Source organism: Pseudomonas sp. S9, from assembly GCF_000222125.1.
GTDB classification, from domain to species: domain Bacteria; phylum Pseudomonadota; class Gammaproteobacteria; order Pseudomonadales; family Pseudomonadaceae; genus Aquipseudomonas; species Aquipseudomonas segetis.
In genome coordinates this window covers 1-12,160 of sequence record NZ_AFFX01000001.1, presented here as the reverse complement: position 1 = coordinate 12,160, position 12,160 = coordinate 1, and the positions used below count along the sequence as shown (strand labels likewise).

At 55.6% G+C, this 12,160-nt stretch carries 15 protein-coding genes; 4 read left to right on the top strand and 11 right to left on the bottom strand.

Going from position 1 to position 12,160, the window contains the following annotated elements; all coding sequences use genetic code 11:
• Window positions 1-9 precede the first annotated feature (9 nt).
• The 6 genes from flgD to PSES9_RS0100055 all read right to left on the bottom strand — a co-directional run bounded on the left by flgD (window position 10) and on the right by PSES9_RS0100055 (window position 4,333).
• The gene (gene flgD / locus PSES9_RS0100080) at window positions 10-687 is read right to left on the bottom strand and encodes a flagellar hook assembly protein FlgD (RefSeq protein ID WP_010482858.1); all 678 of its coding nucleotides are present in this window, start codon (window positions 685-687) and stop codon (window positions 10-12) included.
• A gap of 21 nt (window positions 688-708) precedes the next feature.
• The gene (flgC, locus tag PSES9_RS0100075) at window positions 709-1,152 is read right to left on the bottom strand and encodes a flagellar basal body rod protein FlgC (RefSeq protein WP_010482856.1); all 444 of its coding nucleotides are present in this window, start codon (window positions 1,150-1,152) and stop codon (window positions 709-711) included.
• A 14-nt stretch (window positions 1,153-1,166) separates the two neighbouring features.
• Window positions 1,167-1,574, bottom strand: coding sequence for a flagellar basal body rod protein FlgB (flgB, locus tag PSES9_RS0100070; RefSeq protein WP_010482854.1), 408 nt, complete (start codon window positions 1,572-1,574; stop codon window positions 1,167-1,169).
• Between the two features lie 285 nt (window positions 1,575-1,859).
• Window positions 1,860-2,324: a bacteriohemerythrin gene (locus PSES9_RS0100065; protein ID WP_010482853.1), complete on the bottom strand. Its 465-nt coding sequence runs from the start codon at window positions 2,322-2,324 to the stop codon at window positions 1,860-1,862.
• A 107-nt stretch (window positions 2,325-2,431) separates the two neighbouring features.
• Window positions 2,432-3,259, bottom strand: a complete 828-nt coding sequence (gene cheR / locus PSES9_RS0100060) for a protein-glutamate O-methyltransferase CheR (protein ID WP_010482851.1) — start codon at window positions 3,257-3,259, stop codon at window positions 2,432-2,434.
• A gap of 138 nt (window positions 3,260-3,397) precedes the next feature.
• Entirely contained in the window at window positions 3,398-4,333 is a 936-nt protein-coding gene (locus tag PSES9_RS0100055) for a chemotaxis protein CheV (RefSeq protein WP_010482848.1), read from the bottom strand.
• A gap of 73 nt (window positions 4,334-4,406) precedes the next feature.
• Between PSES9_RS0100055 and flgA the strand changes: the two genes are divergently transcribed.
• The 4 genes from flgA to PSES9_RS0100035 all read left to right on the top strand — a co-directional run bounded on the left by flgA (window position 4,407) and on the right by PSES9_RS0100035 (window position 7,125).
• Window positions 4,407-5,165 carry a flagellar basal body P-ring formation chaperone FlgA gene (gene flgA / locus PSES9_RS0100050; protein ID WP_029529286.1) on the top strand — a complete coding sequence of 253 codons (759 nt, stop codon included), beginning with the start codon at window positions 4,407-4,409 and terminating at the stop codon, window positions 5,163-5,165.
• Between the two features lie 250 nt (window positions 5,166-5,415).
• Window positions 5,416-5,748 (top strand): flagellar biosynthesis anti-sigma factor FlgM, encoded by a 333-nt coding sequence (gene flgM / locus PSES9_RS0100045; RefSeq protein WP_010482845.1) that lies wholly within the window; start codon window positions 5,416-5,418, stop codon window positions 5,746-5,748.
• Between the two features lie 72 nt (window positions 5,749-5,820).
• Window positions 5,821-6,288 carry a flagella synthesis protein FlgN gene (locus tag PSES9_RS0100040; protein ID WP_010482843.1) on the top strand — a complete coding sequence of 156 codons (468 nt, stop codon included), beginning with the start codon at window positions 5,821-5,823 and terminating at the stop codon, window positions 6,286-6,288.
• Window positions 6,289-6,375: 87 nt separating this feature from the next.
• The gene (locus PSES9_RS0100035) at window positions 6,376-7,125 is read left to right on the top strand and encodes a flagellar brake protein (RefSeq protein WP_010482841.1); all 750 of its coding nucleotides are present in this window, start codon (window positions 6,376-6,378) and stop codon (window positions 7,123-7,125) included.
• Window positions 7,126-7,151: 26 nt separating this feature from the next.
• Here the strand turns inward: PSES9_RS0100035 and PSES9_RS0100030 are convergent, their stop codons facing one another.
• From PSES9_RS0100030 to PSES9_RS0100010, 5 genes are all read right to left on the bottom strand, one after another.
• Complete coding sequence (locus PSES9_RS0100030) at window positions 7,152-7,766, bottom strand: TIGR04282 family arsenosugar biosynthesis glycosyltransferase (protein ID WP_029529285.1); 615 nt, start codon at window positions 7,764-7,766, stop codon at window positions 7,152-7,154.
• Window positions 7,763-8,455, bottom strand: a complete 693-nt coding sequence (locus PSES9_RS0100025; RefSeq protein ID WP_010482836.1) for a TIGR04283 family arsenosugar biosynthesis glycosyltransferase — start codon at window positions 8,453-8,455, stop codon at window positions 7,763-7,765. Before PSES9_RS0100025 ends, PSES9_RS0100030 begins: the two co-directional genes overlap by 4 nt.
• The gene (locus PSES9_RS24985) at window positions 8,452-8,589 is read right to left on the bottom strand and encodes a hypothetical protein (RefSeq protein ID WP_157998224.1); all 138 of its coding nucleotides are present in this window, start codon (window positions 8,587-8,589) and stop codon (window positions 8,452-8,454) included. Before PSES9_RS24985 ends, PSES9_RS0100025 begins: the two co-directional genes overlap by 4 nt.
• 39 nt (window positions 8,590-8,628) lie before the next feature.
• On the bottom strand, window positions 8,629-9,960 hold the full coding sequence (locus tag PSES9_RS0100015; RefSeq protein WP_010482833.1) for an MFS transporter: 1,332 nt from the start codon (window positions 9,958-9,960) through the stop codon (window positions 8,629-8,631).
• Window positions 9,961-10,309: 349 nt separating this feature from the next.
• Window positions 10,310-11,551, bottom strand: a complete 1,242-nt coding sequence (locus PSES9_RS0100010; protein WP_177313033.1) for a glutamine synthetase family protein — start codon at window positions 11,549-11,551, stop codon at window positions 10,310-10,312.
• Between the last annotated feature and the right edge of the window lie 609 nt (window positions 11,552-12,160).

The following is a 12,160-nucleotide window of genomic DNA, read 5'->3' as shown; positions in this document are numbered from 1 at the left end:
TCGTGATGATTACTGACCAATTACCTGAACCTGCGAAAGCGGCACACTGCCCACCCCCGCCAGGTTCAACATGAGTTCGCTACCGCCCAGTGTGACGCTGTCAACGTTGGCTGGAAGCAGGGTGTACAGCCCCTTGGTTTCACCGGCATAGGTGGCTTCAGCCTCAAAGGTGTAGGTGCCAGGCGGCAAGAGATTGCCGCTCGAATCCTTGCCATCCCAGATAAAACTGATGTTGCCTGCTTCCTGCTCACCCAGATTGACCCGGCCAACCACCGAGCCCGCACTGTCTTTGACATTGACGTAGACGTTGCTGCTGCTGGTCGGCAGAATCAGGCTGGCCTTGAAGCTTTCGCTGGTATCAACCACCGCACTGTCGGTCGGCACAATCACCTTGCGCCCAACCAGCGACGATGCCTGCAAGGCCTGCGAAGACTGATAACCCGACAGCAAGGTGTCGACACTACCGTTCAACTGCTGAATACCTTCTACCTGGCTGAACTGCGCCAACTGGGCGATGAACTCGCCGTTACCTTGCGGCTCCAGCGGGTTCTGGTTGTTCAATTGGGCGACCAACAGGTTCAAGAACTCGTCTTTACCCAGTTCTTTGTCGGTGCCGGTGCTGGGCGATTTAATCTGCAGTTGATCAAAGACCGAACTGCCAACGCCACTGGTGCTATCGACGCTCATTTAGCGTTCCTCATTGATGGCTTACTGACCCAGGGTCAGCACCTTCTGCAACATTTGTTTAGCGGTATTCATCATTTCAACGTTGGTCTGGAAAGCCCGGCTGGCGGAAATCATGTCAGCCATCTCTTCGACCACATTGACGTTGGGGTAATAGACGTAGCCGTTTTCATCGGCAGCCGGGTGGGTAGGCTCATAGCGCGGCATCAGCGAGCTCTGGCCCTCAACAATCCCCAGCACGTGGACACGGCTGCCTGCCGCATCCTGCTCGGCAAACAGCGAACCGCCGTCAGAACCCTGGGCCTGATTAAACATGGTGGCAAACACCGGGTGGCGAGCGCGGTAGGTCTGGTCAATGTTCGAAGAAACCGACTCGGCGTTGGCGATGTTGCTGGAGATGGTATTAAGGCGCGTGCTTTGCGCGCTCATGCCGGTCCCGGCAATATTGAATACACTGGCTAGTGACATGGCATCAGTCTCCGTTAATCGCCGCGCAGGGCGCTGATCAGCCCTTTGAACTTGCTATTGAGTAGGGTAAAGCTCGCCTGGAAGTCGACGGCGTTTTGCGCGTAATTGGACTGCTCAAGCTGGGTATCGACCGTGTTCTGATCCAGCGAAGGGCTCATCGGGATGCGATACTTGAGCTCGGCTTCTGCAGTGGCCATGCCTTCAGCGCTGATATGGTGTGCATTGGTGCGGTTCAGGGCAAAGGTACCGCCCTGGGCCTTGGCATTCTGCTCGGCAAGCACTGAGGCAAAATCCAGATCACGGGCCTTGTAGTTAGGCGTGTCTGCGTTAGCCATGTTGTTGGCCAACACTTCAGCACGCTGAGCGCGAAAGCCCAGTGCCTGTTGGTGAATGCCGAGTGCGCTTGCGAAGCTGATACTCATGGTTTGTGCCCTTGCCGTTTGCCGAAGCAGTTTTCTGTGCAAGCAACAAAGCAAACCCTGTGCCAATTAATTTAGTCGTTTAAATACAATGACTTACGAATTAATCTTTTGAATATCCAAGCACAAGCGGCAATGGTTTTCCGCTTGCGGCAATGAGCCGGCCTGATCTTGGAAGCATGCTTGCCGCCCTGCACTGCCGGCGGCGAGGGTGCCGGAAAGACGGGCAATGAGCCAACATTGGCAATGAGGGAGCAGCGCCGAAACCGGTTCAGCGCTGCGGGAATATCAGCTAAAGAACTTGCGCATGGAGCGCGACAACCAGCCACTGGGCTGCCGGTCCTGGGTGATTCGATTCATGTTGTCGATAACGACCTTGGCGTAGGCCGCATCATCATTGCGGATGTGGTTGAACAGCCAACGCGACAACAGGTTGATCAATTCGTGGGTGATATCTTCACCGGCCTTGAAGCGCATGTTGTACTCGTTGACCTTGCCGATAAAGACTTCATGGACGCGCTTGTGCGGGCGGGTAAAACTGTAGCCGGACTCTTCAAGCAGCGACTCTTCGAACGCAAAATGCGAAAGCGTGTAGTCAACCAGGTCATTGAGCACATGCCCCACCTCATCGCGATTAAGCCCCTCCTGCTGCGCCACAATCAGCAGGTTGATCATGGTGACAATACGCCGGTGCTGGTTATCGATGACCTCTATACCGGTATTGAGGTCGTTTTGCCAAACAAGTAATTCCATAGCCCTGTCCTGATAGCACTCACTCGAGTGCCGGGCACTTTATCGACAGCAGGTGCCGCAGGGACTGACTTGAATCAAGGCATTGAACATTGCGACCAACGCCGACCCTATTTGACCTTGTAGATAATGCCCGGGCTGCACTGCACCATCTGATACAGATCAGGCAGTGCATTGAGCGCCTCGGAGGCGCCCAGAAACAAGTAGCCGCCAGGTTTCAAGGTCGCATGAATGCGGGTGAGGATGTCCTTCTTCACTTCTGCTGAAAAATAGATCAATACGTTGCGGCAGAACACCACATCAAACTTACCCAGGCCAGCAAAGCTCTCCAGCAGGTTCAGCGGGCGAAACTCAACACGACTCCTGATCGGCGCCTTGACCGCCCAGCGCCCCGGCGCCTTGGGTTCAAAGTAGCGCTGCAAACGCTCCTGCGACAGGCCGCGGCCGATGGCCAGGCTGTCGTACTCACCTGACTTGCAGTTAGCCAACATGGTCGGCGACAGATCTGTTGCAACGATTTGTGCACCACCGCGCAACTGGCCGATATTGCTTTTCTCGAACTCATCAATGGTCATCGACAGCGAATAGGGTTCCTGCCCGGATGAGCAGGCGGCTGACCAGATGCGCAGGCGCTGGCCCCCATTGGCCTTGAGCAACTCCGGCAAGACGCGCTTTTTCATCACCTCAAAGGGATAGGTATCGCGGAACCACAGGGTTTCATTGGTGGTCATGGCATCGACCACCTGTTCACGCAAACCACTACGCGGCATGGCCTGCATACGCTGCACCAGTTCGCCGAGACTCTTGATGTTGTTCTGTTCCATCAGCTTGTTGAGTCGACTTGAAACCAGGTACTGCTTATTGGTGCCCAGCAAAATTCCACAGGCTTTTTCGAGGAAGCTCCGGAACTGTTCAAAATCCAAATTTCCTGACGACACTCGTTTTGCCCCGCAAAATATTAGTGTTGATTAGTGAGACGCCCGGTCAATATAAACCAATCTACGCGGGCCTCTGATGCACCATCACCAGCTGAAGGCACAGACATCACCCAACCGCTGGTCGCTTTGGCTGGCAGCTTACTGGCCCTGATCCACCTTATTGATGCGTTCGACCACTCTTGAGGCTAAATCATCAGGCCGGAACTTGGCGAGAAAATCATCGGCCCCTACTTTCTTGACCATCGCCTGGTTGAAGACCCCCGACAACGAAGTGTGCAACAACAAATGCACGCCCTCCATCCGCGCATCACTGCGAATCGCCGTGGTCAGTGTGTAGCCGTCCATTTCTGGCATTTCGATATCGGAAATTATCATCAGCAGCTCATCCGCCGGACGCTTGCCTTCATCGGCCATTTTGCGCAAATAGTCCAAGGCCTCACGACCATCGTTAAGCGCAGTGACTTCCACACCAACAGTTTGCAGGCAACGCGATACCTGCTTACGCGCCACAGACGAGTCATCAACAATCAACACATGCTGCTTGACCGCCTTGACATGGGTTGCGGCGTCGACAACACCCTCAGAAATCGCTTCGGAGGTTGGTGACACCTCAGCCAGTACTTTTTCCACATCGATGATTTCGACCATCTGTTGATCGAGATGGGTAACCGCCGTCAGGTAGTGGTCGCGGCCTGTGCCTTTAGGCGGTGGCAGGATCTCTTCCCAGTTCATGTTGACGATGCGCTCAACCGCACTGACCAAGAAACCCTGGGTCTTGGTGTTGTACTCGGTGATGATTACAAAGCTGTTTTTCAGATCAGCCAGCGGTTTGCACCCTGTCGCTAGCGACAGGTCAATAATCGGGATGGTTCCACCGCGAATATTGGCAACCCCACGCACCACGGAATTGGATTTGGGCATTACGGTCAGGCGCGGACACTGCAGTACCTCTTTGACCTTGAACACATTGATTCCGTACAGCTGCCTGCCCTCAAGGCGAAACAACAGCAGCTCCAAACGATTTTGTCCGACTAACTGGGTGCGTTGATTCACCGAGTCCATGACACTAGCCATGCCCACACTCCTTAAAAAATGCGCCCGTAGAACTGAGGTTAGCAGGCGGCACGGGCCTTGCACGCTAATCAATATGACCGTAAAAACGACGTTATCCCGACAGACCTTGGCAAAAAGCTACCAACTGGTAATGGCTTTACTGATGCCCGTGACCATCGGTTTCAGCCCAATGGCTGCGGCAACTTCAACCCTGCCTGACCAGCTTATCGGCGCCGCCCAGACTTTTCTTGAGGTCGCGGTGGTCGACTATTTGCAGCGCAGCGATATCAGTGGCCGCCATGAGATTGAAATCAACCGCCTTGACCCAAGGTTGCGACTGCCGGTGTGCGACAAGGATTTGACAACCACCCTGGAAAGCCCTGCCGAACCCATTGGCCGCGTTACACTGCGGGTGCGCTGCGACGGCTCATCGCCCTGGACTATTTTTGTCCCGGCACAGGTTCGCCTGTACCGCGAGGTGGTCACGGCAACACGGCCGTTGAAAAGCGCCAGCGTGATCGGCGAATATGACGTTACGCTGGCGGAACGGGATGTCGGCCTGCTCAACCACGGCTACCTGACCTCGGTCCAGCAGGCAATTGGCAAGAAACTGACGCGTCCGGTTCGGCCCGACCAGGAACTGACCCCGGTCTATGTGGAGCAAGCTGAAGTTATCCGGCGCGGCGACCAGGTCGTGATCAGCGCGAAAACCGGTACGATTAACGTGAGAATGCCGGGCGAAGCCTTGTCTGACGGGGCCTTGGGCAGACAGATCAACGTTCGCAACCAACGCTCGCAACGTATTATCAAGGCCAGGGTAACGGGTCCGGGACAAGTCGAAGTGGCAATGTAGGCATGATTCTTGATTGTTCTTGCCAAGACGTTTTCTTACACTGTGCTGCGTGCGATTACGGTGGAGTATTTCAGAACTTATAGCCACCTTTGTGCCTCAAAAGATTCCCGCAACGGAATCCACAGCGAAAGTTCTGTTGAATATCAGCCATACTGGACCAGACGCATATTTTTAATTAAGAGTCGCTAAAGTTTTTGCATGCACAGCCGATAGGCAGGTAAGCGTCCAGACAAATCAGAGGGTTACGATCATGGTCATCGACTTCAATCGACCAAGCAACGCACCTACCCCGGCGAACTCCGGGCGGACCAGCGGTGCCCAGTCAGGTGTTCGCCCGGATGAGAAGACATCCAGCTCGACAACCGCGAGCAACACCAAGGCCGAGTCGAGCAAGAGCGGTGAGACAGTGCATTTGAGCCAAGAAGCTCAGCAACTGCAGAGCATTGGTGACAAACTTAGCGAACTGCCAACCGTGGATAAAGAACGCGTTGCCCAGATCAAGCAGGCAATTGCTGACGGCACCTATAAAGTCGATGCCCAGCGCACAGCCAGCAAACTGATTAACTTCGAGTCCCAGCGCTAAGCCTAATGCCTGTTTTGCCAGGCACTGGCTGCGGCGCTGGAATGTTGGACGCCTAACTTCCAAGAGCCTACGATGCAAGACGCCTCAATGCTTCAGCTGTTCAACGACGATATCGGCATCAGCGAGCAATTGCTTGAACTGATCGACAGCGAGCATCAAGCGTTGGGCGAGCGCGACCTAGACAGCCTGCAACAGATCCTCAACGCCAAGCAACCTTTGCTCAGCCAACTCGGCCAGCACGCCCAAAACCGCGCGCAACTGTTGCAAAGCCTGCAACTAAGCGCCGATCTTGAAGGCTTGCAGGCACTTGCAGCCAGCAGCCCCCTGGGCGCCGAACTGCTCAAGCAAAGCAGCAGGTTGACCCAACTGCTGGAGCGCTGCCAAACCGGTAACCTGCGCAACGGACGCTTGATCCGCTCAAGCCAGACGTCAACGCGCAGCATGCTCAGCATCCTCAATGGCAATGAAACACCAAGCCTTTACGACAGTAACGGCAGCGCCTCGCGCGGTGTTAATCAGCGCCCTCTGAGCCAAGCTTAAAATCTCAGCACATAGCGTGCATACGATGTCATTTTGACAGTATGCTAGCGCCATAAAAATCAGTTTGGATTTGGAGTAGACAGGACTGTGTCCAGCCCTTTTGCCGAGGAAGACGGCCCACAACCGCCAAGAGTGCTAAAAGCACCAATGGAGATCGCAGCCACATTGCGTCAACTTCAACAGAACCATGACCCGCTGGTGATTAGCTTCCACGAAAGAAACCAGCGTTTTCAAAGCTTCCTGATTGAAGTTGACCCCGATAAAGGACGGTTGATTTTCGACGAACTAGTCCCGAATGACGGTGAGCGTTTTCTAAAGAATGCCGAGCCCTTCAGTGTTGAGTCATCGCGCGAAGGCGTGCGCGTTGCCTGGCAATGTGACGACTCCGCCCAGATTAGCGAACACGACGGGCTACGCTGTTATTTCTGCGCCATGCCATCCGAGGTTCTCTACCATCAACGCCGCAGTGCATTTCGCGCGACATTGAAGCTTGGCGAACTGGTCGCCATCAGCCTCAAGGGCGAGAAGCTGGCAAAACCCTTGAGCGGGCAAATGCTGGATATTTCGGCCACAGGCTGCAAGATCCGCATCGCAGGCGATGTCAGCCAGAGCCTCAAGCCCGGCATGATCTATGAAGAGCTGGTCGCCCAATTACCCTTTGGCGCAATGACAGCCCCCATCGAGCTACGCCATGTGCACTATAACGAGAAGCTCGACACCAGCATGCTTGGTGTACGCTTTTACCGCATGAGCGGGCTGGTTCAGCGCCAGGTTGAACGCTTTGTCTATCAGTTGCAGCGCGAAGCCAAGCGCCTTGAAAGTGACACTTTTCTCTAGGGCTTCTTGCTACCTGCAAAGACCTCCTAGCGCAGGTGCATGCCCAGAGAAGCCAAGCGACGCAGATCCTCAGGGCGATCGACATCCCAAAGCACCGGCAATAGCTCATAGCGCCAGTCCAGCTCAGCCAGGCGCGCCTGCGTCAGGCTGAGTACCTGCTCTGTTCCCCAAGGCATATCGCTGAACAGGTGCGAATCATTCTGACGCAGCCCGATAAGCACGTAACCACCATCCTCGGCCGGACCCAGCACAGCGCGAGAATCAACCAAGGCGGCACGTGCTTGCGCCAGGTAATCGAGATCAATTGCCGGGCAATCGTTACCGATCAACATCACAGCATCGCTTTCAACCAGGCCTAGGGCGGCAATACAGCGCATGCGCTCACCGAGATCACCTGCGGGCTGCTCGACAACCGTCCACCCCTGTTGCTCGGCCAATGCTTGCAACTCGGCATCCGGACCATCGTCCAGCCAGAGAAAACGCTGAGAGAAGCCGTCAGCTGAAACACTCAATGTATGTTCGACCAGGCGCCGCTGTAGATCACAAGCCCCCTCGGGGCCGAGCGCCGGGATCAGCCGGGTCTTGACCCGACCAGGGCGCGGTGCCCGCGCCAGCATATGCAAGGAAATCGCTAAACTCATATCCGTGGCCCTCGCTGATAGTCGCGTGCCAGTGACTCCGGACTCACGCCAAGATAATACGCCAGCCTGAGACGCCACATTAATACTACGGTGCGCAGGATGCCATTGTGCTCCCAACGCCGACTGGACGTCAGCAAAGCCGGGCGCAAGCACCTTGGCCGGGCAAGCACCTTGAGCCGGGTACAAAGCTCAACATCCTCCATCAGCGCAATATCGGCGTAGCCGTTGAGCGACTCAAAGGTCTTGCGCGCGACAAAGATTCCCTGGTCGCCCGTGGCAATAGCGCTTACCCGCGAACGCAGGTTGATCATTGCGCCAATCAAGCGCAGCAGCAGGCCCGGCCCGGACAGGCGCACATCGAAACGACCCCAGATAGGCTGCTCAAGCAAGGTGTCGAGCAAGCTTTGGATAGATCCCGGATCGACCCGTGTATCGGCGTGGACAAACCACAGATAATCACCATGCGCAGCCGCCGCTCCGGCATTCATCTGCTGCGCCCGTCCAGGCTTGCTCGACAGCAATTGGTCGACAAATGGCCTCGCGACCTCACAAGTAGCATCTTCGCTGGCGCCATCGACCAGGATGATCTCGGCCCCTGCCGCGTGCAAGGCACTCAGGTCGCGCAATAACAACGGCAAGGCTTGGGCCTCGTTACGCGCCGGGATGATGACGCTGAGTAACGGCCTCACGCATCGCCATCCTTGTGCTTTGCAGGCCCTGACTGCTCTGGCTCTGGCTCTGGCGCAGCGCCCATCTCCTGTGCGCCATCGGTGTAGGCCACAGTATCCAGGTCGGCATCAGCTGCAACGGCTGCAGCAGCCACCGCCGAAGCCGTGACCACCGCAGCAGCAATAGTCGCCAGCTAAGCATCCGCAACACTTGCATCCACTGCGGCTTGCGCATTGGCCTGTTCATCTTCGCAGTCCGCATCATGCTCGTCGCACATTTGCTCTTGCACGTACTGCTCTTCGTTACGCGGGTCAAGCGCGGCCACCAGCGGCGAGCTGGCCATGCCTTCAGGCATGGCAATGTGATGTAGCGGCGCTTCATCAACCTGATGCACATGCGTAACCTTGGCCGTTCGTACAAAGCCAACCAACACCAGGCCGCTTAACACAGTGAATGCATAAAGCATGTTGGCCCCGAGAAAGCGCATCAGGAAACCAACCAGCATCGGTCCTACTGCCGCCCCTACCCCGAAAACCACCAACAGCATTACGGTCAGCGACACCCGGCGCTCACTCTCGACGTGGTCATTGGCAAAAGCCACAGCCAAAGGGTAAAGGCTGAACAACATAATGCTCACCGCAAAGCCGCACGCAAACAGCAACTCGACTGGAGCGTCCTGGAGCACGGCAAGAGGCAGCGCTATTATGCTGAGCAGCCCTGCACAACCACGAATCAACTTGACCCGGTCAGCCCGGTCAGACAGCCACCCCAGCGGGACCTGAGCCAGCAAACCAGCCAGAATGCAGCAACCCATGAACAAACCAACCTGCTCGGTACTCAAGCCCATACGCGACCCATACAGCGGCCCCAAGCCATAAAAGGAACCGATCAACAAGCCCGCGACACCAATTGTCAGCAATGACAAGGGCACTCGCTTGAGAAAGAAGCGCATTTCCAAAGGCGCGGGATGCAGCGGCGCCGGGTGGAGCTTGCGAGTCAGCGCCACCGGCACCAGGCACAAGGCAAAGCACAGGGCGACCATCATCAGCAGTTCGACACTGAGTTCAGGATGCACAACCAGCACCAGCTGACCCAGAATCAAGCCCAGATAGGAGGCCCCCATATAGCCCGCGAATACCTTGCCGCGCTGGCTTGGACCCGCCTGCTCGTTCAGCCAGCTCTCGATCACCATGTATTGGCACATCATGCACAAACCAACGACCAGTCGCAGCACCAGCCAGACAGGCAACAAGGCGGTCATGCCATGAACCAGCACTGCCGCAGTGACAATACCGGCACAGGCAACATAGGCGCGGATGTGGCCAACCCGGGCAATCAGCCGGTGACCTAGCTTGCCACCAAGGACCAGGCCCAGGTAGTTCGCGGTCATCAATGCACCGACCCAAAGCCCATCGGCAGTCTCGGCAAGGCGCAAGCCTAGATAGGTACTGAGCAAGCCCGAACCGAGCAACATCAGCAAAGTGGCAAAATACAGCGAACTAAATGACTTGAAGATCATCGTCATGGGCAGTGCAACTCTCCTGGAACACCTCGCCGACCCTGGTGATCGACGTAAGACTCCAAAATAAAATGTCGCCGCTCTTTTACCAGGCGACGATCAGGCTGAACCAATGCATGCCACCGCCTGCAAACGCGACTGCACGGCGGGGCTTCACACGAACTGTTGAGATGCATCAATTAGATGCCAAGTAACGTCAAGGTCATCGCTTGGCGACAGCCCTACGTTTAGAGAACTCAATGCAGCAAATGTTGCACGAGAGGATGAGTCTTTATTGTTAAAACTCCAGCATAGGCTGGAGTTTTAAGCACTGCCAATAAAACCAGTAGCGCCTGGAGCCCTAGTGTATTACGCCTCAGGCGTGGGCCGCCAGAACGCGTCGCTCCCAAGGCGTAATCTCATCGAAGAAACTCGTCAGCTCCATCGATTTGGTCGCGATATAGCCTTCCACAAACTCGGCACCAAACAACTCGACCGCCACCGAGCTCGCACGCAGCTTTTCAATGGCTGCATGCATGGTGCATGGCAGAATCAATTTTTGCGGCACTTCAAAGTCACCCTGAATCGGCTCGCTCGGCTGCAACTCATGCTCAATACCGTATAAGCCAGCGGCCAAGCTGGCCGCCAACGCCAGGTATGGGTTGGCATCGGCGCCTGGCAGGCGGTTTTCGACCCGACGCGCAACTGGGGAGCTCGCCGGAATACGCAAGCCTGCCGCACGGTTGTCTTCCGACCAACAGGCGTTGTTTGGCGAAGCGTAGGGATGGCAGAGACGCTGGTAGGAATTGACATGTGGCGCGAACAACAGCGTGAAGTCCGCCAGCAATGCCTGCTGCCCACCAATGAAGTTGTAGAAGGCAGCGGTTGCCTGGTCATCTGCGCCAGTGAAGATATTCTTGCCACTGCCCTGCTCCACCACGCTTTGATGGATATGCATCGAACTGCCAGGCGTGTGTGCCAGGGGTTTTGCCATGCACACCACGGTCAAGCCATGCTTGAGTGCAACTTCCTTGAGCATGTGCTTGAACATGAACGTCTGGTCCGCCAACAACAGTGGATCACCATGCAACAGGTTGATCTCAAACTGGCTGACACCCATCTCGTGCATAAAGGTATCGCGCGGCAGGCCCAAAGCCTCCATGCATTTATACACTTCGCTGAAAAACGGCCGCAGGCCATTGTTGGAACTCACACTGAACGCAGAGCAGCCGTCCTCGCGGCGCCCATCCAAGCCAACTGGTGGCTTGAATGCCTGCATCGGATCGGCATTGGGTGCAAAGACAAAGAACTCAAGCTCGGTTGCAACAACTGGCTGCCAACCATGTGCGGCATAGCGGGCAATGACTTGCTTGAGCAGGCCGCGCGTCGAGAGGCCAGAGCTCTGCCCGTCAAACTCATCAGCATCACAAATGGCCAGCGCACGCGGCGACTCACTCCAGGGTAAGCGGTGTATCTGCGTTGGCTCTGCAACCAGCGCCAGGTCACTGTCATCACTGCCGTAGAACTTCGCCTCGGGGTAGCCGCCCATCATGCATTGCAGCAGTACTCCCCGCGCCAACTGCAAGCGGCGCCCCTCAAGAAAGCCTGCTGCCGTCATCACCTTGCCGCGCGGCACACCATTGAGATCAGGGGTCACACATTCAATTTCATCAACCCCGCGAAGTAACTCTTGCAGCTCTGGACGACCTGTACTGCTCATATTGCTTTCCTTGTTATAGGCATTGGCCGTCTGCGACGGCTAGGCGCACAAAATAAGCATCACCTGTTCAAAATATCAAGCATCGGAAGGGGGCAAAACCTCTGAAAATTTAGATAGCTTGCTATTACATCAAATTAGTCGATTTTATAGATCTAGACTAACAGCCCCATAGAAAGCCTTTAAACCACCCTTAAAAACCGCAAAAAACACATAAATATCCATATAAATCATGCACTTAATTCAACTATTAAGCATGTCGATATATACCATTCGCAGCGTCAACTTTTTAATCGATTTTTTGCGAGTAACATTGAATCCATACCCACTTACCGCCCTATGCAAGGAGCAACACATGAAAAAGCAAATTCTCGCCAGCCTGATCCTGGTCACCCTGTCCGCTAGCGCTTTCGCTCTGCCTGAAGCGGCTCAACAGTCAATCAATGTCACACCAATCGCTGCAGACGGTGCTGATCGCACTGGTGCTAACCGCGTTGCCGAAGATGGCTT

Bases quoted from the DNA above. Each gene is read 5' to 3' on its own strand.
- flgD (WP_010482858.1), bottom strand. From the start codon at position 687: ATGAGCGTCGATAGCACCAGTGGCGTTGGCAGTTCGGTCTTTGATCAA.
- flgC (WP_010482856.1), bottom strand. From the start codon at position 1,152: ATGTCACTAGCCAGTGTATTCAATATTGCCGGGACCGGCATGAGCGCG.
- PSES9_RS0100055 (WP_010482848.1), bottom strand. From the start codon at position 4,333: ATGGCTAGTGTCATGGACTCGGTGAATCAACGCACCCAGTTAGTCGGA.
- PSES9_RS0100010 (WP_177313033.1), bottom strand. From the start codon at position 11,551: ATGACGGCAGCAGGCTTTCTTGAGGGGCGCCGCTTGCAGTTGGCGCGG.
- flgM (WP_010482845.1), top strand. From the start codon at position 5,416: ATGGTCATCGACTTCAATCGACCAAGCAACGCACCTACCCCGGCGAAC.
- PSES9_RS0100065 (WP_010482853.1), bottom strand. From the start codon at position 2,324: ATGGAATTACTTGTTTGGCAAAACGACCTCAATACCGGTATAGAGGTC.
- PSES9_RS0100015 (WP_010482833.1), bottom strand. From the start codon at position 9,960: ATGACGATGATCTTCAAGTCATTTAGTTCGCTGTATTTTGCCACTTTG.
- PSES9_RS0100040 (WP_010482843.1), top strand. From the start codon at position 5,821: ATGCAAGACGCCTCAATGCTTCAGCTGTTCAACGACGATATCGGCATC.
- PSES9_RS0100030 (WP_029529285.1), bottom strand. From the start codon at position 7,766: ATGAGTTTAGCGATTTCCTTGCATATGCTGGCGCGGGCACCGCGCCCT.
- flgB (WP_010482854.1), bottom strand. From the start codon at position 1,574: ATGAGTATCAGCTTCGCAAGCGCACTCGGCATTCACCAACAGGCACTG.
- flgA (WP_029529286.1), top strand. From the start codon at position 4,407: ATGACCGTAAAAACGACGTTATCCCGACAGACCTTGGCAAAAAGCTAC.